The sequence below is a fragment of the Anaerospora sp. genome (assembly GCF_032013335.1).
Classification (GTDB): Bacteria; Bacillota; Negativicutes; order Sporomusales; family DSM-15969; genus Anaerospora.
Genome location: NZ_DALZUO010000003.1, coordinates 1 through 22,464, shown reverse-complemented (window position 1 = coordinate 22,464; position 22,464 = coordinate 1). Strand labels below are relative to the sequence as shown.

The 22,464-nt window shown below is 41.9% G+C and carries 25 protein-coding genes and 2 pseudogenes; 6 read left to right on the top strand and 21 right to left on the bottom strand.

What is annotated here, in order from left to right; translation table 11 throughout:
* Positions 1-309: 309 nt before the first annotated feature.
* Positions 310-1,197, bottom strand: a complete 888-nt coding sequence (locus tag RTR76_RS03675; protein ID WP_312516823.1) for an AraC family transcriptional regulator — start codon at positions 1,195-1,197, stop codon at positions 310-312.
* A 218-nt stretch (positions 1,198-1,415) separates the two neighbouring features.
* Between RTR76_RS03675 and RTR76_RS03670 the strand changes: the two genes are divergently transcribed.
* On the top strand, positions 1,416-2,171 hold the full coding sequence (locus tag RTR76_RS03670) for an SDR family oxidoreductase (RefSeq protein ID WP_312516821.1): 756 nt from the start codon (positions 1,416-1,418) through the stop codon (positions 2,169-2,171).
* A gap of 114 nt (positions 2,172-2,285) precedes the next feature.
* Here RTR76_RS03670 and RTR76_RS03665 read toward each other — a convergent pair whose 3' ends face one another.
* The 5 genes from RTR76_RS03665 to RTR76_RS03645 all read right to left on the bottom strand — a co-directional run bounded on the left by RTR76_RS03665 (position 2,286) and on the right by RTR76_RS03645 (position 6,574).
* The gene (locus RTR76_RS03665; RefSeq protein WP_312517257.1) at positions 2,286-2,897 is read right to left on the bottom strand and encodes an ABC transporter permease; all 612 of its coding nucleotides are present in this window, start codon (positions 2,895-2,897) and stop codon (positions 2,286-2,288) included.
* A 6-nt stretch (positions 2,898-2,903) separates the two neighbouring features.
* Complete coding sequence (locus RTR76_RS03660) at positions 2,904-3,665, bottom strand: ABC transporter ATP-binding protein (protein WP_312516819.1); 762 nt, start codon at positions 3,663-3,665, stop codon at positions 2,904-2,906.
* A gap of 22 nt (positions 3,666-3,687) precedes the next feature.
* Positions 3,688-4,578, bottom strand: coding sequence for a glycine betaine ABC transporter substrate-binding protein (locus RTR76_RS03655; RefSeq protein WP_312516817.1), 891 nt, complete (start codon positions 4,576-4,578; stop codon positions 3,688-3,690).
* A 96-nt stretch (positions 4,579-4,674) separates the two neighbouring features.
* A complete protein-coding gene (locus RTR76_RS03650) occupies positions 4,675-5,346 on the bottom strand; it encodes an ABC transporter permease (RefSeq protein ID WP_312516815.1) in 672 nt (223 codons plus the stop codon).
* Positions 5,347-5,719: 373 nt separating this feature from the next.
* Positions 5,720-6,574, bottom strand: a complete 855-nt coding sequence (locus RTR76_RS03645; protein ID WP_312516813.1) for a hypothetical protein — start codon at positions 6,572-6,574, stop codon at positions 5,720-5,722.
* Between the two features lie 356 nt (positions 6,575-6,930).
* Between RTR76_RS03645 and RTR76_RS03640 the strand changes: the two genes are divergently transcribed.
* Positions 6,931-7,284, top strand: coding sequence for a YmaF family protein (locus tag RTR76_RS03640; RefSeq protein ID WP_312516811.1), 354 nt, complete (start codon positions 6,931-6,933; stop codon positions 7,282-7,284).
* 365 nt (positions 7,285-7,649) lie between these two features.
* On the opposite strand, the gene RTR76_RS03635 is transcribed toward RTR76_RS03640, so the two are convergent.
* From RTR76_RS03635 to RTR76_RS03610, 6 genes and pseudogenes are all read right to left on the bottom strand, one after another.
* The gene (locus RTR76_RS03635) at positions 7,650-7,853 is read right to left on the bottom strand and encodes a small, acid-soluble spore protein, alpha/beta type (protein ID WP_132076329.1); all 204 of its coding nucleotides are present in this window, start codon (positions 7,851-7,853) and stop codon (positions 7,650-7,652) included.
* Positions 7,854-7,964: 111 nt separating this feature from the next.
* The gene (locus RTR76_RS03630) at positions 7,965-8,450 is read right to left on the bottom strand and encodes a ferritin (protein ID WP_312516809.1); all 486 of its coding nucleotides are present in this window, start codon (positions 8,448-8,450) and stop codon (positions 7,965-7,967) included.
* A 187-nt stretch (positions 8,451-8,637) separates the two neighbouring features.
* Entirely contained in the window at positions 8,638-9,450 is an 813-nt protein-coding gene (locus RTR76_RS03625; protein ID WP_312516807.1) for an amidohydrolase family protein, read from the bottom strand.
* A 114-nt stretch (positions 9,451-9,564) separates the two neighbouring features.
* Positions 9,565-9,951: an AAA family ATPase gene (locus RTR76_RS03620; RefSeq protein ID WP_312517255.1), complete on the bottom strand. Its 387-nt coding sequence runs from the start codon at positions 9,949-9,951 to the stop codon at positions 9,565-9,567.
* A gap of 114 nt (positions 9,952-10,065) precedes the next feature.
* Positions 10,066-10,191 (bottom strand): annotated as a pseudogene (locus tag RTR76_RS03615) (AAA family ATPase); the annotation flags it as partial.
* A 141-nt stretch (positions 10,192-10,332) separates the two neighbouring features.
* A complete protein-coding gene (locus tag RTR76_RS03610; RefSeq protein ID WP_312516805.1) occupies positions 10,333-11,715 on the bottom strand; it encodes a PLP-dependent aminotransferase family protein in 1,383 nt (460 codons plus the stop codon).
* A 144-nt stretch (positions 11,716-11,859) separates the two neighbouring features.
* Here RTR76_RS03610 and RTR76_RS03605 point away from each other — a divergent pair, with 144 nt between their 5' ends.
* Together RTR76_RS03605 and RTR76_RS03600 are read left to right on the top strand one after the other, a co-directional pair.
* The gene (locus RTR76_RS03605; protein ID WP_312516803.1) at positions 11,860-12,591 is read left to right on the top strand and encodes an AzlC family ABC transporter permease; all 732 of its coding nucleotides are present in this window, start codon (positions 11,860-11,862) and stop codon (positions 12,589-12,591) included.
* Complete coding sequence (locus RTR76_RS03600) at positions 12,581-12,904, top strand: AzlD domain-containing protein (protein WP_312516801.1); 324 nt, start codon at positions 12,581-12,583, stop codon at positions 12,902-12,904. The genes RTR76_RS03605 and RTR76_RS03600 overlap by 11 nt, the downstream gene beginning before the upstream one ends.
* Positions 12,905-12,935: 31 nt before the next feature.
* Here the strand turns inward: RTR76_RS03600 and RTR76_RS03595 are convergent, their stop codons facing one another.
* The 7 genes from RTR76_RS03595 to RTR76_RS03565 all read right to left on the bottom strand — a co-directional run bounded on the left by RTR76_RS03595 (position 12,936) and on the right by RTR76_RS03565 (position 18,993).
* Positions 12,936-14,114 (bottom strand): methyl-accepting chemotaxis protein, encoded by a 1,179-nt coding sequence (locus tag RTR76_RS03595; protein ID WP_312516799.1) that lies wholly within the window; start codon positions 14,112-14,114, stop codon positions 12,936-12,938.
* Between the two features lie 147 nt (positions 14,115-14,261).
* Positions 14,262-14,774 (bottom strand): N-acetyltransferase family protein, encoded by a 513-nt coding sequence (locus RTR76_RS03590; protein WP_312516796.1) that lies wholly within the window; start codon positions 14,772-14,774, stop codon positions 14,262-14,264.
* A gap of 12 nt (positions 14,775-14,786) precedes the next feature.
* The gene (locus RTR76_RS03585; protein ID WP_312516794.1) at positions 14,787-15,272 is read right to left on the bottom strand and encodes an N-acetyltransferase; all 486 of its coding nucleotides are present in this window, start codon (positions 15,270-15,272) and stop codon (positions 14,787-14,789) included.
* Positions 15,273-15,456: 184 nt separating this feature from the next.
* Entirely contained in the window at positions 15,457-16,911 is a 1,455-nt protein-coding gene (locus tag RTR76_RS03580; RefSeq protein ID WP_312516791.1) for a protein adenylyltransferase SelO family protein, read from the bottom strand.
* A complete protein-coding gene (locus RTR76_RS03575) occupies positions 16,889-17,284 on the bottom strand; it encodes a DUF1801 domain-containing protein (RefSeq protein WP_312516789.1) in 396 nt (131 codons plus the stop codon). The genes RTR76_RS03580 and RTR76_RS03575 overlap by 23 nt, the downstream gene beginning before the upstream one ends.
* A gap of 178 nt (positions 17,285-17,462) precedes the next feature.
* The gene (locus tag RTR76_RS03570; RefSeq protein WP_312516787.1) at positions 17,463-18,491 is read right to left on the bottom strand and encodes an epoxyqueuosine reductase; all 1,029 of its coding nucleotides are present in this window, start codon (positions 18,489-18,491) and stop codon (positions 17,463-17,465) included.
* 70 nt (positions 18,492-18,561) lie between these two features.
* A complete protein-coding gene (locus RTR76_RS03565; protein ID WP_312516785.1) occupies positions 18,562-18,993 on the bottom strand; it encodes a MarR family winged helix-turn-helix transcriptional regulator in 432 nt (143 codons plus the stop codon).
* 141 nt (positions 18,994-19,134) lie between these two features.
* Between RTR76_RS03565 and RTR76_RS03560 the strand changes: the two genes are divergently transcribed.
* Positions 19,135-19,482, top strand: a complete 348-nt coding sequence (locus RTR76_RS03560) for a hypothetical protein (RefSeq protein WP_312516783.1) — start codon at positions 19,135-19,137, stop codon at positions 19,480-19,482.
* A 50-nt stretch (positions 19,483-19,532) separates the two neighbouring features.
* On the opposite strand, the gene RTR76_RS03555 is transcribed toward RTR76_RS03560, so the two are convergent.
* On the bottom strand, positions 19,533-20,528 hold the full coding sequence (locus RTR76_RS03555) for a putative sulfate exporter family transporter (protein ID WP_312516781.1): 996 nt from the start codon (positions 20,526-20,528) through the stop codon (positions 19,533-19,535).
* A gap of 111 nt (positions 20,529-20,639) precedes the next feature.
* Here RTR76_RS03555 and RTR76_RS03550 point away from each other — a divergent pair, with 111 nt between their 5' ends.
* Entirely contained in the window at positions 20,640-21,518 is an 879-nt protein-coding gene (locus RTR76_RS03550; RefSeq protein WP_312516779.1) for a LysR family transcriptional regulator, read from the top strand.
* 109 nt (positions 21,519-21,627) lie between these two features.
* Here RTR76_RS03550 and RTR76_RS03545 read toward each other — a convergent pair.
* A pseudogene (locus tag RTR76_RS03545) lies at positions 21,628-22,464 on the bottom strand (hypothetical protein); the annotation flags it as partial.

The following is a 22,464-nucleotide window of genomic DNA, read 5'->3' as shown; positions in this document are numbered from 1 at the left end:
GTTACTTAATTGTCGCGCTTGCCTCGCCATTGCTGATCACCTCTAATGATAAATAGTAAAGCAGACAAAAAAGGAACGTCCCCAACTGTCATCCTAATAATATCCCCACATGCGACTACATCTACTTTCCCCGAATGTATTCTCGTAAATATAACATAGTCCTGCAAACCATAAGGTTGCAGGACTTAATCTAATACTATTGCCGCTTAGTTCTTCCTCAAAGGATGCTAAAGTTTACCTGACAACTCGTGAGTCAAATTCTTAATGACCCACATGGCCACAACCGTGAAAGCAGCTGCAATTTCTTAGCTACTCCCTAGCGTCTTCGATTCGCTTTAGAGCCTCTGTGTCTCTGGCTGGAGGTGCACCGAAAAAGCGGGAGTATTCTCGATTAAACTGCGAGGGACTCTGATAGCCAACTTGATATGCAGCGTTGGCTACCGTATACCCTTCAAACGCAATGAGGTTTCTAGCCTCCAAAAGCCTCAATTGCTTTTGAAATTGAATTGGACTTAAACCCGTTGCCCGTTTAAACTGACGGTGAAAGGTATTAAGAGCCATCCCCTTCTTTGATGCAATCTCACCGATATCAATTGACTTCGTATAATTATCACGAATCCATTTTACAGTTTGAGAAATCTTAGAAAAACTACTTTCGCTCAGGCCAAGCTGCCTCAGATACCATCCTTGGGGCCCCATCAGAACACGATAAAGAATCTCGCGTTCATATGCCGGTGCAAGCGCTGGAATATCTCCTGGAGTTTTTGTTAATCGCAATAACCGCAGCCATGCCTCCATATGTTCAATGTCAATTTCACAAGCTGCGAAATGCTCAGCAGCACTTGGCAATAGGTTTTCAGGAATATCCCTTAGTAAGCTATGAAGAACATCCTGATTTAACTCAAGGCCGAGAGACAGGTAAGGACGGCCATCATGACCTGGCTGTACACTCGCCGTTGCAGGAACATGTAAAGGCAAAACATAATAGGAAGGCCCTTTCAGAGCAGTACTACGTTCTCCAATCAAAAGAATCTTCGTCCCTTGAACCGTAAAGCCAACCATTGGCTTATAGAGAGCAGAGAGTTGATGTGCAGGAATGTTTCCCTTAATCATGCTTAGTCCAGGTACTCCGGTTTCAATTGGCCGAGTGCCCACGTTTTCCATTAGACCAATAATTTCATTTAAAACTTTACTCATACTTATATTCTACCATACAACTTCCTTTATCCCAACACAACTCTTAAGCTCCATGGTTCTTTTAGGCTCTTCTGATACTAAAATCGCTAAGTAAATATGAGTTAATTTTTATATCATTGGTGTTTTTAGGCAATAAGATGATAGTATTAGGTCTAGGTTATTTTAGCCGAAACGACTAAAATAAAATAAGATCGAACAACAAAAATAAGGAGGTTCTTATGAGAATTGCAATCGTAACAGGCGGAAGTAATGGTATTGGAAAATCAACCGCCCTTGAGCTTGGTAATCGCGGAATAAGTGTCATTCTCACATACAATTCCTATAAAGATAGAGCAGAAGCTATTGTTAAGGAGATTGAGAAGAACAAGGGAGTTCGGGCTGTAGCACTAAAGCTGGATCTGACTGAAAGATCAACATTTGAGGCTTTCGCTCAGGAAGTGAAAAAAAACCTTGCAAAAATTTGGAATAGAGAGACTTTTGATTACTTGGTCAATAATGGCGGCGTTGGCGGGCCAATGCTGTTCAGCGAGATGAGCGAAGAGTATTTCGACAAGATTCTTAATACAAACTTCAAAGGACCCATTTTCTTAACACAACACCTCGTCCGATTTATGGAGGATGCTGGGGCTATTGTAAATACCTCAAGTACATCCAAGAACCAATCATTTCCAGGGTACTCAGCCTACGGTTCCTTAAAAGCAGCGTTGTCATCTTGGACCCGCTACGTGGCCAAAGAACTTGCATCGCGCAAAATCCGGGTCAATGCAGTTTCTCCTGGTCCTACTCAAAGCAATTTTGGCGACGGAGTATTTGATAAACATCCTGAATTCATCAAGCCACTGGCTGAGCAAACTGCATTTGGCAGAATCGGACAGCCCGAAGATCTTGCCAAAGTCATTGTAAGCTTATTATCCGATGATTTCGGCTGGGTCACAGCCCAGGATATTGAAGTATCAGGCGGACATATGCTTTAGGATGTGAAGCGGCCAAACACTCTTATTCAGAATATGTTGAAATGAGTTATAGAAAATGAACCCGAGGCATCGAGCGATACTTCGGGTCCATTTTTTATTCCCAAATTGTCCGCTTTATTCAAGCTTCTTTTCAATTATATTGAATACCCCATTTACTACTATGGCTAATCCTGCTGCCATTAGGGTTCCCCATAGTATTTTAGCTGTATTCACTGTTCTAAGTCCGTCTAATAATACGCTACCAATTCCACCTGCATTAATCGATGCTGCAATTGTAGCAATGCCAATTGTAGATACTACTGCGAGGTGGATTCCCGCAAATATTGGCTTGATGACTAGCGGTAACTTGACCTGAAATAACATCTGGCTTTTATTCATTCCCATTCCGGTTGCTGCTTCAATGATAGACGTATCTACATTATTTAATCCGTCTAGGGTATTTCTTAAGAGTATGTACTGGTTATAGAGTACTAAGACGATAATTGCAGTAGTTTTACCAAGTCCGGTTAGAGGTACCAGAATTGCGAATAACGCCAGACTAGGAATCGAATATACCATAGAAAAGATATTAACCAATAATGCGGATGCCACTTTTGAATAGGCTGCCAATATAGTCAGTAAAGCCGCTAATATAATAGAAATCAGTAACGTAATCATCACAATTTCTATGTGTTCTATAAAAGCCTTTAAAAGCTTATCAGGATATCTCAATAAATAATCAATCATCACTCTTTATTCCTCCAAAAATACTTTCTGAACTTTGGCCGAGTGAAGTAGTGATATTACAAAATCATTTGCAGGGTTTTTAGCAATATTTTGAGGCGTATCAAATTGTTGTATCTTACCTTGATCCATTATTAAAACCCGGCTTCCAAGTTTAAATGCTTCCGTAATATCATGAGTGACAAATAGATACGTTTTCTTTGAAGCATGATAAATCTTTAATAGCTCATCTTGAAGATTGATTCTAGTTATTGCATCAATAGCTCCAAATGGTTCATCAAGTAACATTACATCAGGATTAGCTGCCAAAGCTCTTGCAAGTCCTACACGCTGCTGCTGACCACCAGATAGCTGAGCTGGATATCTATTTCTAAATTCTCTTGGTTCTAAATCGATCAACTTAAGAAGCTCATCTACTCTAGCATCAATTGTTTCCTTAGGCCACTTAAGTATCCTTGGAACTGTCGCTATATTACCTGCTATGGTCATATGAGGAAATAAGCCTACTTGCTGAATCACATAACCAATTTTCCTGCGAAACTCAACTGGATCAGTATTACTAATATCCTCACCAAAAAATTCAATACTTCCTTTCTGCGGATCATACAAGCGATTAATCATTTTAAGGAGAGTCGTCTTTCCGCATCCTGATGAGCCTAATATAGTAATGAATTCGCCATGTTCTATGGTCAGACTAACATTATTAACCGCAATTGACGTTGATTCCTTAAACTGTTTGCTAACATTCTTAAACTCTATTGCTATACTCATGTTGACTAGCTCCTTGCAGCTACTATTTAATCGAATCGTAATATTTCTTTGCTACTTCTTCGTATTCTTTCTTTTCTACATCAACTTCTGCATTTAATTTTGTTATTTTTGGGGTATCCAGGCTTGCGCTAATCTTATTTAAAATATCAGCAATATCAGGGTGCGCATCTAATACTGTTTTTTTAATTACTGGTACTAAGTTATATGGGGGCCATACATGTTTATCATCGATCAATAAAGTAAATTGGGATTTTGTTAATTGACCCTCTGTTGTAGATGCAGGTGCCAGATCTGCTTCATTACTTGCTAATACCTCATATTTTAAGCCATTGTCATATACCCTTGAAGATTTCCAATTAAACCTACCATATGTTTTCTCTAATCCCGGAATACCATCTTCCCTTTTATCAAACTCACCTTGCGATGCAAATCTAATCTCATTTGCCTGTTTTTGCAAATCAGAAATAGTCTTAATACCCAGTTTATTCGCTACATCAGTGCGGATAACTAATCCCTGTCCATCATTTGCTGATGAATAATTTAACCATACTAAGTTAAACTGCTTTAGATATTCTGATTTAACAGTGTCGTAAACCTGTTTTGGATCTGTCAGCAAATCCTTCTTTAGAATTGCTAATAAGCCCGTGCCTGTGTACTCAGGATATAAATCAATTTCACCATTTACAAGTGAAGTGTGAATAATAGAACTAGCAATATTAGGTACTCGTTCTACTTTATAACCCTTATCCTCAAGAGCCAATGCATAAATTTCACTAACTATTAAATTTTCTGTGAAGTTTTTTGAACCTATACGGATGTTAACTTTATCTCCACTTACACCTTTATTGTTACTGCAACCAACAAGACTCCCGACTACAACCGCGATCAATAACACAATTAAGACTCTTTTCATATTGGCACTTTCCTCCATTTAAATTGCTTCTATTAGATTTTCTATTTATGAAATTGTTAAAATCCCTACCCTACTTGTATGCACCTAGAATTCAAATTATATATCCAAATTAAGATACTTATATCTAAAGAACCATCTTTCTAAGCCTAGCATAATGAGGTTCGCAAGCATGGAAATAATTGCTACAGTAATACCACCTATAAGTAATAAATCGGCTCTATTTAATCCTAATCCGGTAAAAATAATATTGCCGACACCGCCCCCTCCTACATAGGCAGCCAGTGTAGCACTCGCAATGATCTCAATCATTGCCGTCTTAATTCCTGTTAATATGAATGGTGCCGCCAAAGGCATTTTTACCTTCCAAAAACTTTGCGTTTTTGACATGCCCATAGCCATTGCCGTCTCTATCATGAATTCGGGAATTGTATGAAACCCAAGTGCTGTATTTAATATCATCGGCGGCAATCCAAGTAAAACCAATGCAATCACTGCTGGTATAATTCCGGTTCCAACAATAGGAATTAGCATAATAAGAACGGCTAAACTCGGAACAATTCTTAGTGTCCCAAACCACGCAGTTACCCATTGATACCATCTTCTATTTCTTGTTGATAATATTCCAAAAGGTATTCCCATCACAGCCGCTACACCTAAGGCGAATAAGCTTATTTCAAAGTGCTGCCCAATTGCCTGCAGATAGTTATTGATATCTTTTTGGAAATACTCGAAAATATTTTGCCACATATCTTCACTCTCCGCATTCAAAAAGTAACCTTCCTAAAAGATATAATTGTTCTACTATCTAAAGCCCATCTCTTGTCCTTACGGCCAGAGATTCTGCCCTGGCCATACAGTTAAGCCTAAAGGCGATATAAGTATATATGCGAACAATTATGTTATTATTGTAATTATTGGATATATTTTACATTTATTCACTTTATCCTTCTATTGAACAACGCCCCACAGCTGATCAGGTCTAATGATAAAACTCGCAAAGTTGACAAAAAAGGAACGTCCCCAATTGTCCTAAAATATGTGGATAAGCATCCATGCTGGTCTGAAAGTGCTATGCCTGTCATAAAATAAATATAGAAAATGGTGACCTGAAGTATGCTCGATACTTCGGGTCACCATTTCATTATTCCGCATTCGCCTGCCCATACATTTTATCAAGGATATATATATACAAATACAGGGAGATAATTGCAATTGTTGTATATGCTAGGAACCAGCCCTCCTGATAATACATCAGTTGTAACTTAAAACCAATGTAATGTGCGATGTACAGTCCAACGATGGCCAACGTTTTCCACACCCATTTAATTTTTGAAAAATAAATAGCCATCATTGTGCTGAACACTATCAGATAATAACTTCCCGAGATAAGTGAGTCGAGGCCGGATCTTTCCGGAGGAACATCAAGACTTGGGCCAAACGAAAATATGCCCAATAGTCTAAAAACCCACATGGTATGAGCTTGTAAGGTAATTAACCCTAAGAATATATAAATATAAAGTAAAGTAGGCCGTATGTGTTTTGATCCGCTTTCATATACCTTTTTCCCAATCCAGAATAGTACAGGCAGCGAGGCAACCGTCATCCATGTCCTGTACCAATACTGCACATAAATGCCCAATTTTAAAAACAGCTCTTCAATACCGCCATAGGCTACAGCGAATATAACATACCAGTAATAATTCAGCTTAAAAACAGCAATCAGCATCGCAGTAGCTGAAACAGAAAACTGCGAGAAATAATTCCCCACGACTCCATCATCATACAAGCTGTGTGGAATAATCTTTGGAAAGTACTGATAGGCATGCAGACCGCCTATTAGTATTTCATAACTAAAGACCAAACCGGCTAAGGAAATGTATAAGGCTAATATTCTCCATTTGTTCCGCACCTTTACGAGAATGAAGATGAGCTCAACAAGAATTGTTACACCTAAAAGTATGTACCAAATTGTATTGCTCCAAAATGACGAAGGCATAATGTACCTCATAACCTTTTTTCAATTGATCGCCACGTACTACCATCTTATAGGTTCTGTATAATATGAGTCTCTTATACTCACATAAGTATAGAAAGACGGACCCGAAGTATACCGCTCAATACTCCGGGTCCGTTTTTCATTTATTCCGCAATCTGATGTGCAGCACCATTTTCCTGTGCTTCTTTTGCCATGGCAGCTTCACCGCGTTTTATTGCTTTTCTAACCATGGAACCAACTTCACCCGTTGTTACGTCGCTCCAATGAGAAGTTTGTAAATAATGTTTTTCAACTGGTGTAGCAGTTCCGTTTTGCTTAACATAAGATATTACATAAAACAGAAAGGAGGTTTAAGAATGGGAGAAGAAGCCAGGAAGTACTGGGAAGAAGAAGAACCACAATTTCATGTCCATGAGTTTTTAGGAAGTACTCGACTCGCAGAACTAGAAGAAGAACCACACAATCATCGTTTTGCTGGAGTTTCATGTGAAGCTATTTGTTGCGGGGATCATCAACACATACACGAGATAAAAGCACGTACAGACTTCTTTGAAGATCATTTTCACGAAATTTGCGTTCGCTCATGCCCTGCAATTTGTGTCGGTGATGGAAAACATGTTCATTTTGTGTCAGGAACAACTACCGAAGTTGACGATCATGTGCATACTTTCGTTTTTGCCACTTTGATTGAAAATCCGATCGGCCGATAGTGATTGATCCATCGGGTGAATTAAAAAATGTTAGCTGTTCTCATATGAGGCATCGTCCCTCTTGAGCTTGCTTTCATTGGCGTTTCAAAACTAACCATCTAGTTAACCCAATTAAGTAGGGTCCATAAAATGCTCGAAAACGGTTAATGTTCTCGAGCATTTTTTAGGTTTGCTATGCAGGGTCTAGAAGTTGAGATTCCGAATGTAAATGAAGAAAATTATTACTAGTAATTATGATTTATTTATAAAAAGAATCTTCTAAAATAAGCAACTAGAACTCATTGAACAATATACACTTTGTAATAATTACTAAATTTCGCATAAAAAGATGCCCTGAAGTAATAACCTTCAGGGCATCTTTTCATTTATTCCGCGTTCTGATGTGCCGCACCATTTTCCTGTGCTTCTTTCGCCATAGCAGCTTCACCGCGTTTTATTGCTTCACGGACCATGGAACCAACTTCACCTGTTGTTACGTCGCTCCAATCACCATCTTCTACCTTAGCACCGAATCCGAGATCATGGGCCAGTTCATATTTGAACTTATCCGACATTACGCCTTTACCCATAACTTGCCACCTCCAATGCATTGTTTATTGGCAGCGAACCTACTAATAGTTTGCTTTAAAACTACAAAAATTATTCGGCAACAAAAAAGACTCCTTTCGGAGTCTTTTACCTTATCTTTTTGCTAATTCTTTGTCAAAGTAGAAAATACCACTGTTTTTATCGCCGATCAGTTTTAGTTTTTCCAAAATTTCAGTAGCACTTGCTTCTTCTTCCACTTGTTCACTAATAAACCATTGGAGGAAAATCTGCGATGCATAGTCTTTTTCTGCTAATGCAATTTCATACAATTTATCGATAGAAGCAGTCACATGCTGTTCATGCTTTAAGACTTGTTCAAAAACAGAAACTGGATTGCCAAATTCCACTGGTGGCGCTTCCAATGCCTGCAGCTTAACTGTACCGCCTCTTTCTAACAAATAGTCAACTAGCTTCATCGCATGCCCCTGTTCTTCCTGATGCTGCTTTTTCAGCCAGTTAGCAAAACCTTTTAAATTTTGGCCTTCACTGTATACCGACATTGCAAGATAAAGGTACGAAGAATATAATTCAATTTGAATTTGGTTGTTAATAGCTTGTTCAACTTTTTGAGTAATCATATGTATCATCCCTTCATTTATAAGTTTTCTACCAGAATTATCTATTCCTATGATATCAAATTTATTGCACTTTATCAACATTTATTTTTATAAGATAATAATTATCATTAACTGAAAGGTATTTTTATAGTATAGACAAAAAGAGTAGATATATCTACTCTTTTGCCGTTCTTCGTATATTGCTGTATCAAAGACCAAGATCATAGATCCTGTTAGCATTATCAAAAAATACTTTTTCGTGATGTCTTTCCGGTATAATATGCGAAACAAAATCGATATAATTAGCGATATTAGCTAGCGGCCAATCTGTCCCATATAGCAAGCGTTCATAGTTATCTAGATATTCAAGCCATACTTTTAAGAAATTAATATAGCCATGTTTTCTTTCAAAAAAATCAGGCATGCTGTCGATTCGTCCTTCTAAAATTCCTGAAAGATCGGCAGCTACATTTTGATTTTTCTCCAGAACTGCAATTGCGTCTACCAGCCAGGGATTGCCAATATGACACATAACAAACTGGACTTGAGGATAGCGTACCGCTGCCTCATCCAGGACCATAGGATGGCTGTATTTGAGCAGGGCATTGCTGGTAGCAGTCAGACCGGTATGAACAGCAACGGGCTTATTATATTGCATTGCCAGCTGGTAGAATGGGTCAACCAAGGGATCAGAAATATAAAAGTGATTATAGCCCGGATACAGCTTGATACCTACACAGTTTTTGCGCTGTAAATGTTTTTCAACCAGATATGCTTGCTGCGTTACCGCTTCCACGTTAAAGCAGGTGCTGTCCAGACCGATGCAGTAGCTGAGGTAGTCGGGGTAGTTGTGGTTGCTTAACTCTAGACTGCGGTTCCCCATGACCACGGCATGAGCAATGTTATGCTTTGCATATTCCTTTTCGAGATGGTCACTGGTATTTTTATGTCCGGCCACTTCTGCAATCTGGTCAAAATAGGGCTCCTGGCAGAAATGGATATGAGCATCAATAATTCTCATAGATCTTATCCTCCCTCACATGGTTTTATGCGTTTATACCGATCTAGCATGTAAGAGACGAACGCATATCTCTCCTTTATCATACCATCGCAAACTGCTGATGAAAAGCAGCACTCATTTCAATAACAGCTCCAGCATTTTTTTACGATTATTAATAAATTCCTTCATAATCATGTAAGATTCTGTTGCTTCGTATTCAACAGTCTCAATATTTTCATTTGCAATTTGCAGAATTACAGCATTGGGATATCCGGTAATGATTGGTGAATGTGTTGCAATAATAAACTGAGAGTGCTGCTGCACCAAATCATGTATTCTTGAAACCATTGCCATTTGCCTCATCGGAGAGAGAGCCGCTTCCGGTTCATCAAGTATATAAAGCCCATTACCTTTAAACTTGTCCATAAAGGTTGCAAAAAAAGCTTCCCCATGAGATTGCTCGTGCAAAGAACGCCCTCCGTAATAAGGATTTAATAAAAGTTCATCGACCTGTGTTGCCACATTATAGAAACTCTCTGCCCGCAGAAAAAAACCGTCTCTTGGCCTTTTCACTCCTCGTACCAATCGAATATTCCGGTGCAATTGCGAATGGGAATCTCTAGTTGAAAATAGGAAATTGCGAGTTCCACCTTCGGGATTAAAACCCAAAGCTATCGCGATTGCTTCCAATAAAGTTGACTTGCCAGTGCCATTTTCCCCTACAATAAAGGTAACTTGCGGATGAAATTCTATGCTATCCAAATTACGAAAAAGAGGAAGCAAAAAAGGATACTCTTGCTCTTCCGCTTCATTATGTACTATCTTTATTGATCGTAAAAAATGTGATGTATGTATATTAATCGGCTCCCAGTCATTTTTGATCGCCTTACCAGTAGCTTCTATTTAATTATCTAGTATTTCTTTTATCGTTTTCACTGCTTCCTGGAGCTCGGCTAAGCTTTCTGGTGCTGCAATGGCCAGCCTAACCGCATTAGTAGATTTTGCATTTCCCACAACAAACCTCTCTGCTCCATATACGCGGACACCTGAGTGGTATGCTTTTGCTTCAAAGGCTTCTCCGGTAAACCTTTCAGGCAAAATTAGCCATCTAAAAAGGCATTCCGGCTCACCTAGCACTTGGTAGCCGCTTAAATAACGGTCAACAATTGCATTGCGCAGTTTGTTCTGTATACGGTGCCTTGCGATGATATTGTCCATAGCTCCCGAAACAATCATCCTGGATGCTAGTTCTGCCATCATTGGCGGAACTGAAATATTCAGGTTGTAGAGTGCTGTGCTTAATTTTTGCTTGTACTGTTCAGGTACTGCAATAAATGCGAGTCTAAGACCAGGAGAGGCAACTTTTGAAAGACTGGACAGATAGATTACCCGCTCAGGTGCAAAAGACGCGAGGGGAGGCAACGGCTTCACATTTAATAGACTGTTAATCCCATCCTCGATCACAATTAACTGCTCTTTTTTAGCAATAGCCGCAATCACTTTTCTGGCAGCCTTTGACATGGTATGTGTAGTTGGATTGTGATAATCGGGAATTAAATATAAGCCTTTTATATTTTCGTTTTTACATGCAAATTGTAGTCCGTTTTCCGTGATTTCACCATTTTTCTGCTGTATGGGAATTAATCGGATACCCAGCATATTCGCTGCTGTCTTTAAGCCCGGATAGGTGATTTCATCTGTTCCAATTCGATCTCCAGGTTGAAAAATCCCTGCCAAAATCGCCGCAATTGCATTCTGTGCTCCGCTTGCCAGCAATATATTGTGCGGATCGGCATGATATCCACTCTTCCTGATAAGCTTCGCAGCCGTTTCTTTTTGCCAGATAGTCCCTCCGGGCCGCCCCTGCTGAAACAATCTTCCGAAGTCCGGCTCTGCGAGCATTTTTTTCATCTGAGCAACAATTTCTTCGTTAACGGATGTTTCAGGATATACCGCACCCATTTCAATTACCTTCAGCGAACTTTCTTCAGGGATTAAAAATGGATTTGCCGCGGCATCAGAAGCAACAAAGGTTCCACTGCCAATAGCAGCACAAATTAGCCCTTTCTGTTCACACAGCTTAAATGCCCTGGAAACCGTACTTACATTGATGTCCAGAAAATCAGCCAATTCCCGTTGTGGTGGCAGCCTCGTACCAGGTGTCAGCAGACCATTTTTAATATCATATTCCAGTTTGTCTGCAATCGCTTTGTACAATGGTCCTGCTGCTTGACTGAAATCAGGCTTCCAGCTCATGGGATAATCTTCAAATGAATTAACAGGCATATTATCCCTCTTCAAAATTGTTTTGCACACAATTATAACATTGTGTGCAAAAAGCTGCAATGTTATAATTCTATACAAAATATCTTCAAAACCCATCTTTTCTTTAGTTCTTTGTAAACCTATATGTAAAAAATGAGGTATAGTATGGAAATTAAAAAGACACTCCTCGAACAAAACTACAATTCGGCAGATCCTGATTTCTGGAAAGGGGTCATAAGCAGCGGACCGATTCTTTTGGGCGTTATCCCTTTTGGCATTACCTGTGGAATTATGGGCTTAACTGCAGGGCTGACATCGACAGAAACAGTAATGATGTCCTTGCTAGTATTTGCTGGAGCAAGCCAATTTATTGCTATTACCATGCTGGGAGCAGGTATTACCAGCTGGAGTGCCATTATGCTAACAACACTGCTGGTAAATTTACGGCATATGTTGATGGGAGCATCTTTGGCACAATACATGGTCCAGCATCCTAAGTCCCAACAGGCACTGCTCTCCTTTCTACTGACAGATGAAGCCTATGCCGTGACGGTCAGCCGTATCCATCAAGCTGGCTACAGCGCCGCTCACCAGCTGGGAGTCAGCCTCAGCCTGTACGTGACGTGGGGATTATCTACAATTGCAGGGGTTTTGGTTGGCAGCTACATACCTGACCCCTTAGCCTGGGGACTGGATTTCGCAATGCCGGCTACTTTTCTGGTCCTTCTATTTCCACGCTTAACTGACCGTATCAGCTTAGTTGTATGTATTGTCGCCGGTCTTATCGCCATCGCAGGTGCATTATATCTTCCCGGCAAGTGGTATATGATTGCAGCCTGCCTTGGAGCCGTCATAACGGGTGGGCTAATGGAAGGAGCCAAAGCAAATGCGAAATGAAATAATTCTCATCATCGTGGGAATGGCCCTAGTCACGTTCGCGACACGGTTTGGCTGTGTCGCATTGCTTCAGCAGACAGGAATGCCGCTTTGGCTGGAACGATGGCTGAAGCATATCCCCACAGCTATCCTTACGGCTTTAATCTTACCAGCCTTGGTATTACCGAATGGTCACTTGGCACTATCCTTTGACAACCACTACTTAGTAGCAGGGGTTGTTGCGGCACTTGCTGCGTACAAGAGCCGCAACATTATCGCTACGCTGGTGCTTGGCATGGGAACCATGCTCACGCTTCGTCTACTGAGTGCTTAAGTCACGCAGCCCAATGAACGCTAGCTGGTCTTTAGCCCAATTTAGTGGTGGCATTTACAATTCCTTTGCCCATAGCACTAATGGTTTCCAAGGCCTTAAAAATTTGCATAATTGCTTCATTTTCTTCCTGGGAAGTCATTGAGACTTCTGTAAAGAACTTTTGATTCTGTTCCATTTCCCCAGATACTGCTATTAAAGCGGGTACAATCTGTGCTACGATGGCCTGTACTTCAACGATAGCTGACCGGATGTTTTCTGTAGATTGACGGCTTTCTTCCGCTAGCTTGCCTACTTCTTTGGCAACAACTGCGAAGCCTCGTCCATGTTCGCCCACGCGGGCAGCTTCAATGCTTGCATTTAACGCCAGAAGATTTGTCTGACCCGATATATGTTTAATCGCGTCGGCGACGTTACCAATATTCCGGGCAGCAGTTGCCAGAACCTCAGACTGATTTTTCACTTGTTCCAATTGACCTACGCCTTGATTAAATTTCGTACTAATATCCTGGAACGCAGCAGTTTCTTTGTTAATTGAACTGGCTATTTTTTGGGCTATGCCGGTTATTTGCTGTAATTGGTCGTTTAAGTGATTGGTGTTTTCGGTGATCTGCAATAATAGCTGTTTATTACCGAAAGCAGTTATCCATTGCATCAACTCACACGCTGACTCAACGCTGGCGATACGTTTAGCGGCAATGATCCGGGTACCAGGCCTGATATATTTTTTAAATCGTTGGTTAAGTACTCCCTGGGCACCGACTATCGTTTCTACACCAATAATATACTTCGCTTCTCCCAACCGCTTACCAGCCTCTTCTTCTGTTATCTCATCATAAGAAATATACTCGAAGCGTACATGCTCAATGCTAAGTTGAACACAGTACTCTTCGAGCTTCTTTGCATAACTGGTTGAATTATTAAAAATATGTACAGTTTCGCCTACTGGCAATTTCGCTACCTGAATAAAGAAATAATTATAAGGCAGCAACTCTATTCCTATAATCTTTTCTTGAGGAATCGTTTGGGCCAATTCTGTTTTCCGGGACGAAACGCATAAAAATAAATCAGCATCATGATGGTTGGGCAATTTACTAATAGGGCATGCGCTTGCATCAAACCTATTTCTCAAAATCTGCTGCACCGCTTCTAATAGTTCATTTGCTATTAAACCATCACCTGCTGTAGTAATAAGCCGTATACCTGTACTCATTTTGTATCCTCCTCACCATTTTAAAAATAAAAAAGAAGACACTGAAGCTCAAGGGAGAGCCCAAGGCTTCAGTGCCATGTATCAATATCCAAATTATAACATATTTCGCTATTTAACGACAAGTATTTCTGTATTTTTATACCCAACTTAGCCCTCTGTAGGCTTTTGAGGCCCTTGCAAGTCAAGCTGATAAAAAGCCAGATTGAGCCAATTTGCAAATTTGAAGCCGGCTTTTTTAATTACACCTGAACATGTAAAGCCCATTTTTTCATGCATGATTATACTACCTTTATTCGCTTCATCAATTCCGGCAACAAGGGTTGCATATTCTCTTACATTAGCAATCCGAATGATTTCTTGCATTAATTGCGTCGCAATACCTTGATTCCGATATTCCTTATGTACATATACGGAATGTTCTATTGTATATTTGTATGCTGGCCATGCGCGAAATGGGCCAAATGTGGCAAAGCCAACAACCTTCTCTTCTTTTTCAAACACGAACAAGGGATAGCCATCGCGCTGTTTTTTTTCGTACCATTCCCGTCTGTCAGCAAGGGTGTGTGCAGTATAATCATAGACTGCTGTTGTGTTTATGATGGCGTCATTATAGATTTCCAATATGTCTGCTAAATCTTTTTCACTAGCTTCTCGTATCATCTTTTGCTCCTTTTACTGCAGTTTCTTGATCATATTAAACCACACAACTCCACCGAGCTGCGAACCGGATATGCCTCGGTTGCTGTAGCCATGACTCTCATAAAAGCGAATGTACTTTTCTTTACAGGTAAGAGTTACGGTTTCCCGCCGCTGCAAGGTTGCTGCTTTTTCCATATGGGCAAGCAAAGTTGCGGCTATGCCCAACTTCTGAAAGCGAGGATCAACTGCTAGGCCTAAAATGCTTTGGTGTCCACCGAATACCGGATTCGCCTGTATGTCGCGAAATAATTCATCCGTAATATAGGCACTTGGAATAACTGGCCCATTTACCAGTCCTACGATCTTCCCGCCTTCTTCAGCGACAAAGAAGCTATCGGGAATGATAGTCAGCCGTTTTTCAAACGCGGCTCGCGTTGCTGCTTCCTCTTTTACAAAGCAAAGATTTTCAATAACGATTAATTCGGATAGATCCTCTATTGTTGCATTGCGTATTTTCATCCTAAACAAACCTCTGATTCACTTGATATATCTCTATTATACTAAATAATCCCATACAAGAAAACAAAATGTGTCAATATAAATACAAAACGTACAGTCTATGACGTTTTTCTCATAAACTGTACGTTTCTTTATTATCTAATAGGGCCTCTCTTATACTCTATCTTGCTGCAAGACTGTGCTATCAGGTACCGCAGAAAGTTCGGTAAGGTGCAGTTGACGGTGCTGGCAGCGTAGTAAATTCGACTTGCTCGGGAGTATACGCATAAGGCTTTTCCAGTGCCGCAAGCAGCTTGTTCATGGCACTGTAATCCGCATATTCCACCGCTCTTTCCAGCGCTTCCTCCACCCGGTGATTGCGCGGAATAACGGCAGGGTTGCTGTCTTTCATTAATTGGCGCCAAGCAGCTTCTGCCTCTTGCTGTCTTCCCACTCTCGCCTGCCATGACTCATACCATTGAACAAACTCTGAAGTTTGCAATAGATTGGCATCTACCTGCATTCCCAAGGTCAACTGCCGGAAGGTGTTGGTATAATCTGCACGATGCTTCTCCATCATATTGAGCAGATTTTCAACCAGATCCTCATCTTCCGCCGCTTCGTCAAATAGTCCCAGCTTAGCTCGCATTCCGGCCAGCCAGGTACGGTGATACAGTTTCTGAAAGCCGGTAAGCACATCCTCGGCTAGCTGGACCGCCTGCTCTTCATCACGATGCAGGAGCGGCAGCAGCGTATCGGCAAAACGCGCAAGATTCCAGGCGGCAATCGGCGGCTGATTGGCATATGCATATCGCCCCTGCCGGTCAATCGAACTGAATACGGTTGACGGATCATACGTATCCATAAAGGCACAAGGCCCATAGTCTATGGTTTCTCCGCTAATCGCCATATTATCTGTATTCATTACACCATGAATAAACCCTGCCAGCTGCCATTTGGCAATCAAAGCAGCCTGGCGGCTGACTACCGCTTTCAGCAGTTCCAAATAGCGCTCCGGGGATTTCCCGATATCCGGAAAATGTCTTTGCAGCGTATAATCGGCTAGCGTCCTTACATCCTCAACAGTGCCCCAGTTGGCAATGTATTGAAAGGTACCGACACGGATATGACTGGCAGCCACCCTGGTCAGAATTGCACCAGGCAGCCCGGTTTCCCGGATAACCGCTTCACCGGTTGCCACTACCGCCAAGCTGCGGGTTGTGGGAATACCAAGTCCGTGCATCGCTTCGCTGATGATATACTCACGCAGCATTGGCCCCAATGCTGCCCGTCCGTCACCACCGCGGGAGTACGGTGTTCTGCCTGCCCCTTTGAGCTGAATATCTACCCGCTCACAGTGAGGAGTAATCTGTTCACCCAACAGCAAAGCCCGTCCGTCACCTAGCATGTTAAAATGTCCGAACTGATGCGCTGCATATGCCTGTGCGAGAGGCGCAGCCCCTTCTGGCAGGCGGTTTCCGGCAAACACTGCTACGTTATCTTCGCTCTTTAGTTCACCGACTTTGAATCCTAGAGAGGCTGCCAACGCTTCATTCAGCACTATTAATTTCGGTGAACGTACAACCGTTGGATTAAGACGGGTAAAAAATTTGTCCGGCAATCGAGCATAGCTATTGTCAAGATTCCACCCTGCTGTCATCCTTGCTCACTCCTTTAGCTGTATTCTCAGCAACTCTGAACTTAACGATTGCACCAATTAATTCATAAGGAATCGGCTTATCTAACGGAAACTGGACTGAGCCTTTTGCTCCTTTATAATTCGATAATTCAATTTTAAATGCTTCAATTCCGCTCGTACCAGGATAAAAACCAATATGATTTTTAAAGGCAGCAAAATGAACCAGATTCTTACCAAGCACAAACGTCGGCATACTCCAGCTGATCTTCTCTTGGGCCTGCGGTGCAGCCACTCTTATTACGTTTTTCAATTTTTTGAGTATTGCCTGAACATGAGGCGAGAATTGCAAAATGTACTCGTCAATTGTTTTAACCGGTTTTGTACTCTCTGCCATGATTTCCTCCAACCTAACTAAGCCTAATGATTTAACAATCAAACCTGACATATAGCTTATATTGTCCAGTTTTCGGACTTATTACATGCTTTTCCTTAAATAGATTTTACGCCCAGGAAGTAGAGCATCATACCAATAAAAAGCGCGGCAGTGAGAAAGCAGATTCGCTAACACAAGGTTACCCTTCCAGCTCACCGCTAATGACTTGTGCCATTTCACGGATCTTCTCGTTGTCACTTTCGCAGGCTGCAAGAATATAAGTCTTGTATTTCTCCTGATAATTATAGCGCATGAAGCTTAACACATTTACCTTCCATTTCCAAAGCTCATCTGGCGATAAATAGAAAAACTTAGGCTGAACCTTCTCCCGGTAAAAATCATCCTCCATCTGCAATATGTTTTCCGGAGTAAGCGCCGGGGATAATTCAGCAAGACCGGGAAAATTCTCCTCCTCTTGCCATTTCCCTTTATTCATTGGACATACATCCTGACAAATATCACAACCATAGATACAGTTGCCAAAGGTTTTACGCAAAGACTCCTGAGGCAGATTACGTCCCCCAAAAGTGGTCATGAAGGAAACGCAAGTATTCGGCAGCATTGTATAGGGTGTTGACAAGGAGCGGGTCGGGCATGCAGTTACACAGCGATTGCAGCCCTCAGGACAGGGACGGACATCAGAGGATTCCTTAAGCTCCATTTCTTCGTCGGTAAGCCAGGCCTCCAGATGCATCCAGGATCCGGCTTGCGTATAAAAGAAATTATTGCGCCGGATGATGCCAAGACCGGCCTGCATAGCCGCCCAGCGCAGCCCGACAACTCCGAATTTGCGGTTAGTGGCAACCTTCAAACCAAGCCCTTCCATAAATTGTTCCATCCCCTGGCTGTTTTGGAACTCCTCCGAACCGGCATCACAGCGTACATCAAATAAATAGGCTTTAGCAATATGCCCTTTAACAGCTTCCGGTATTTTATACTTTCCATACCCTGCCACTAATACAACTACCGATTTTGCCCATGGGTAGTGCTCATGCGGCTGCGTCAGATGGCGCTGCCTTTGATAAAACATCTCTGATGCCGGTACTCTTTGAATCCGTTCGCTAAACTTTTCCGCATATCCTTCCAAGGCCGAGACCGGTATTATACCACACTTCTCATAGCCTAATTGATATGCTCTTTCCTGAATTAACTGTGCTTTACTTGTCATGGTTTTTCACTCCTTATTAATGAATGATCTTTTAAATTACATGTATATACATGTAATTTATTAAAAAAATTTACTTTACTAATTGTTCAAGAGTTTTTAACGTTTTAAATAGATCCTCCAAACGTACCGGTCCCAGCTCTTTTTCAATATGTGTTTGGGCGTTTTCCCATAAGGGCATTACTTCTGCCAGTTTTTTCTTTCCCTCTTCGGTTATGCAAATTGCTTTCTTTCTCGCATCATTTTCCTTGCGTGTAATCGTAATATATCCCTGTTTCTTTAATAATTCAATGTTTCGCGTTATTGTCGTTTGATCCTTACAGATTTTGTCACCAAGCTCGCTAATAGAAATTTCGTCATTCTGCGAGATGGCAATCAGCAGCGAAAACTGGGATATTCTAAGGCCGGTTGACTGCAAATGCTGATCATAATACTGGGTGACGGCCTGCGCAGCTCTGCGTATATTAAAGCCGACACAACGATGGCCGATGCCTGCTGAGCTCATAAGCCTCTACCTCTTTCTCATGTATATACATATATTAGTATGGCCATTGTCTTTTGTCAAGAAGGCTCATGCCTTGCTGAGCGAATAGTTTTCTGCTTTTGTACACAGGCTAAGGAATAACCATCTAAGGGAGGAATTAACATGTACTACCGGATGAGAGTATTTTTTATCCTGATTGTCATTGGGGCACTACTGGTGGCCGGCGGCTGCGGCACAGCTCCCCAGCAAAAACCTGACCAGCCTATGGAGCAAGCTCAAGAAATGGGTGAAGATGCCTGGAACAACATGATGAAGAACAAACCAGACATGATGAAAAAGGCTATGAGCAATCCTGAAATGCGCTCAGCTATGATTAAAATGATGTCCGAACCGGAAATGAAGCAGCCAATGCTTGATATTATGGCTGATCCGTCAATGAAAGATGTCGTACGCAGCATGATGAAGGACCCCCGCATTAAACCAACAGCCCAGGAAGCCTTGAAGAATTAAAAGCCAAAAAGCTCTTTATTTGCCAGTCAGCAAATGAAGAGCTTTTTTAGTTACCATAGCTCCAAATAATATTGTACTCCAAGTGATACCACGGCAACAGAAGCCCAGCACATTAAGCCCAGCAGAATCGGTCGAACTCCATTACTCGCCATCTGACGGAGATCTATGCTTAAACCGACTGCCGTCATTGCGGCTATGATCAAAAACTTTCCCGCATGAGCCAGTGCGGCACAAAGTTCCTCAGAAAAAACACCCGACGTACTCACCAGAGAAGCTGCTAGAAAACCGACTATGAACCACGGAAATGTTTTAGCTAAATTAAACTCACTGTCAGCAGCTGTCTTTTTCGCTGTTATGATTGCCAGAATAATCGTGATCGGAATAATCATCAGCGTACGAGTAAGCTTTACAATTGTTGCAAAATTTCCGGCAGCTTCGCTGTAAGAATAAGATGCAGCCACGACCGAAGAAGTATCATTGATCGCAGTACCGGCCCACAAACCAAAACCTAAATCACTCATCTTCAGGTAATGACCTAACACTGGAAAAATAAATACGGCCGCTATGTTGAATAAGAATATCGTAGACAGCGAATACGCCACTTCTCTTTCCTTAGCGGCAATGGCAGGAGCTGTCGCTGCAATTGCCGATCCTCCGCAGATGGCTGTGCCCACACCGATCAGGATCGCTGTATTGCCCGATAAGTTTAGACCGCGGCCAATCATCCAAGCGACACAAAAGGCCGCACTAATCGTAAAAAACATAATTGCCAATGACTGGCTGCCAATTGCAAGAACATGGAATAAATTCATTTCAAAGCCGAGCAAAATAACAGATAACTGTAAGAAGTATTTACTTGTAAATCGAATGCCTGCACGGCAGCAGGGCGGAGGCGGCTTACAGATTGCTGTGATTATCCCCAGCAGCATACCGAATACTGGTCCGCCAATTAGCGGGATTTTTGTACCAAGATACCACGCAGGAACAGCGATTAAGAAAGTTATTGCAATTCCTGGAATAAATAAGCTTCGTTCGCCATCTTTCATCTGACTGCCTCCCTTTGACTAATCATATCATTAGACATTTATTAAGTAAAATACTATAATATTGTTTATACGATAGGTAATTACCTATGAATTGAGGTTACTCACACTATTATGACTTTACGACATTTGACCATTTTCCTAGTGGTTTGTGACGAGAACAATATGACTACCGCTGCAGAAAAACTTCATATTGCCCAACCCTCCGTCAGCCAGGCTATTGCTGAACTTGAAAAACATTATAATCTTAAGCTGTTTGAACGGCTTGGACGCAAGCTATTTATTACGGCTGCCGGTCAAAAACTGTTAAGCTATGCACGCCATATATTGAATTTGAGTAACGAAGCAGAGGCTGCTATGCAGGAAATCTTTGAACAAGGAATGGTTCGTGTAGGGGCCAGTGTCACTATCGGTACCTGTATCTTTCATCGGCTCATCCGAGACTTCATCCAAAACAATTCTCATACCAAAATTGCCCCCTCCGTTAACAATACAAGGATTATTGAGAATATGTTGTTATTGGATCAATTAGATCTTGGCCTGATTGAAGGTAATGTTCACTCTCAGCTGCTGGTGGCCCAGCCCTTTATGAAAGATGAGCTTGTATTAGTAACTGACCCAAACCATCCATTCGCTGCTAAAGGAAGAATTGCCGCTATTGAACTTACTGACGCCGATTTCTTAGTCAGAGAGGAAGGAAGCGGTACCCGCGAACTGTTTACCTCTGTCATGGCCAGTCATGGAATCAGCTGGCAGACAGGCGGTGTGTACAACAGTGCTGAAGCAATTAAGAATGCCGTAGCTGCAGGGTTAGCTATTACGGTAATTTCAAAAATGTCTGTGCAAAATGAAATCGCCAGAAAGGAACTGGTGATTATCACCATTGATGATTTGAACTTTCGCAGGCAGTTCAGCCTTGCTTATCACAAAAACAAGTTTATTACACCAGCTCTTGCCAAATTTATGCAACATACGTTGCGTTTTGATCAATAAAGAAACGATTCTCAGCATAGGACTACAAAGTAAGTTCATCTTTTTTAACATTACAAAAGGGTACCGGTCATTATGCCGGTACCCTTTTTACGAATACTTCAAACTATTTTTAGGCTATTCGATTAATTGACCAAATTATCCCCGAACCTGCGCCGCCTAAGTCAAGCGCTACAGTTAATCCGTCTGCTTCATAGAAGAGACCGATCACATCACCTGCGTTCAATTGCACTTCTCCGGCTAACGTAATTGTTCCATTGCCGAGAATGGTTCGCAGAGTTAAAACCAATGCTACGTTAACGTTTAGCAGAGGGAACAAGCCTGTGATTAAGTCGGTTACTGTCGGTGAAGTTCTTCTAACTACAAAGGCAGGATTAGTACCTGCACCCAGGCTAATCGAAATAGCAGCAGTAGTCGTATAGTTAATCGTCGCCTGAATAGTATAGACACCGGTTGCCGGAACGGTATAGTTGCCTGTTGTTTCATTAAAGGTGGCACTGTCAAAATAAGGAGCGGTAACCGTCCAGCCGGTTAATTGAGCATCTGCTGACAAAGCAACTGTAGGAAGAAATGCTGAGAAACCTTCCGTCGTCACCTCTGGCCCGGTGGCTCCAGTAGCCCCTGCCGCAGCTAGCATCATATAATCCGGAGAGGTATTTGGCGTTCCTGTCGGCGGTGCCGTAGTAACCATAAAGGTACCACCACTATACGTTACTACCTGATTCGTTGGATAGCTAGCGGCATCTGTGGGACTGAATGCAACAAGACCAGCTAACCCCGCTCCAGCCGCTCCTGTTTCGCCAGTTGCTCCTGTTGCACCTGTGTCTCCTGTTGCTCCTGTTGCTCCTGTTGCTCCAGTTGCTCCTGTGTCTCCTGTCGCCCCTGTTGCTCCAGTTGCTCCTGTGTCTCCTGTTGCCCCTGTTGCTCCAGTTGCTCCTGTGTCTCCTGT

Excerpts from the sequence above, each read along its gene's own strand:
- RTR76_RS03645 (WP_312516813.1), bottom strand. The coding sequence starts at position 6,574 with ATGCCTTCGTCATTTTGGAGCAATACAATTTGGTACATACTTTTAGGT.
- RTR76_RS03550 (WP_312516779.1), top strand. The coding sequence starts at position 20,640 with ATGACTTTACGACATTTGACCATTTTCCTAGTGGTTTGTGACGAGAAC.
- RTR76_RS03590 (WP_312516796.1), bottom strand. The coding sequence starts at position 14,774 with ATGATACGAGAAGCTAGTGAAAAAGATTTAGCAGACATATTGGAAATC.
- RTR76_RS03630 (WP_312516809.1), bottom strand. The coding sequence starts at position 8,450 with ATGATTACTCAAAAAGTTGAACAAGCTATTAACAACCAAATTCAAATT.
- RTR76_RS03605 (WP_312516803.1), top strand. The coding sequence starts at position 11,860 with ATGGAAATTAAAAAGACACTCCTCGAACAAAACTACAATTCGGCAGAT.
- RTR76_RS03635 (WP_132076329.1), bottom strand. The coding sequence starts at position 7,853 with ATGGGTAAAGGCGTAATGTCGGATAAGTTCAAATATGAACTGGCCCAT.
- RTR76_RS03555 (WP_312516781.1), bottom strand. The coding sequence starts at position 20,528 with ATGAAAGATGGCGAACGAAGCTTATTTATTCCAGGAATTGCAATAACT.
- RTR76_RS03585 (WP_312516794.1), bottom strand. The coding sequence starts at position 15,272 with ATGAAAATACGCAATGCAACAATAGAGGATCTATCCGAATTAATCGTT.
- RTR76_RS03610 (WP_312516805.1), bottom strand. The coding sequence starts at position 11,715 with ATGCCTGTTAATTCATTTGAAGATTATCCCATGAGCTGGAAGCCTGAT.
- RTR76_RS03655 (WP_312516817.1), bottom strand. The coding sequence starts at position 4,578 with ATGAAAAGAGTCTTAATTGTGTTATTGATCGCGGTTGTAGTCGGGAGT.
- RTR76_RS03580 (WP_312516791.1), bottom strand. The coding sequence starts at position 16,911 with ATGACAGCAGGGTGGAATCTTGACAATAGCTATGCTCGATTGCCGGAC.
- RTR76_RS03670 (WP_312516821.1), top strand. The coding sequence starts at position 1,416 with ATGAGAATTGCAATCGTAACAGGCGGAAGTAATGGTATTGGAAAATCA.
- RTR76_RS03575 (WP_312516789.1), bottom strand. The coding sequence starts at position 17,284 with ATGGCAGAGAGTACAAAACCGGTTAAAACAATTGACGAGTACATTTTG.
- RTR76_RS03565 (WP_312516785.1), bottom strand. The coding sequence starts at position 18,993 with ATGAGCTCAGCAGGCATCGGCCATCGTTGTGTCGGCTTTAATATACGC.
- RTR76_RS03665 (WP_312517257.1), bottom strand. The coding sequence starts at position 2,897 with ATGATTGATTATTTATTGAGATATCCTGATAAGCTTTTAAAGGCTTTT.
- RTR76_RS03595 (WP_312516799.1), bottom strand. The coding sequence starts at position 14,114 with ATGAGTACAGGTATACGGCTTATTACTACAGCAGGTGATGGTTTAATA.
- RTR76_RS03570 (WP_312516787.1), bottom strand. The coding sequence starts at position 18,491 with ATGACAAGTAAAGCACAGTTAATTCAGGAAAGAGCATATCAATTAGGC.
- RTR76_RS03625 (WP_312516807.1), bottom strand. The coding sequence starts at position 9,450 with ATGAGAATTATTGATGCTCATATCCATTTCTGCCAGGAGCCCTATTTT.
- RTR76_RS03640 (WP_312516811.1), top strand. The coding sequence starts at position 6,931 with ATGGGAGAAGAAGCCAGGAAGTACTGGGAAGAAGAAGAACCACAATTT.
- RTR76_RS03675 (WP_312516823.1), bottom strand. The coding sequence starts at position 1,197 with ATGAGTAAAGTTTTAAATGAAATTATTGGTCTAATGGAAAACGTGGGC.
- RTR76_RS03660 (WP_312516819.1), bottom strand. The coding sequence starts at position 3,665 with ATGAGTATAGCAATAGAGTTTAAGAATGTTAGCAAACAGTTTAAGGAA.
- RTR76_RS03560 (WP_312516783.1), top strand. The coding sequence starts at position 19,135 with ATGTACTACCGGATGAGAGTATTTTTTATCCTGATTGTCATTGGGGCA.
- RTR76_RS03600 (WP_312516801.1), top strand. The coding sequence starts at position 12,581 with ATGCGAAATGAAATAATTCTCATCATCGTGGGAATGGCCCTAGTCACG.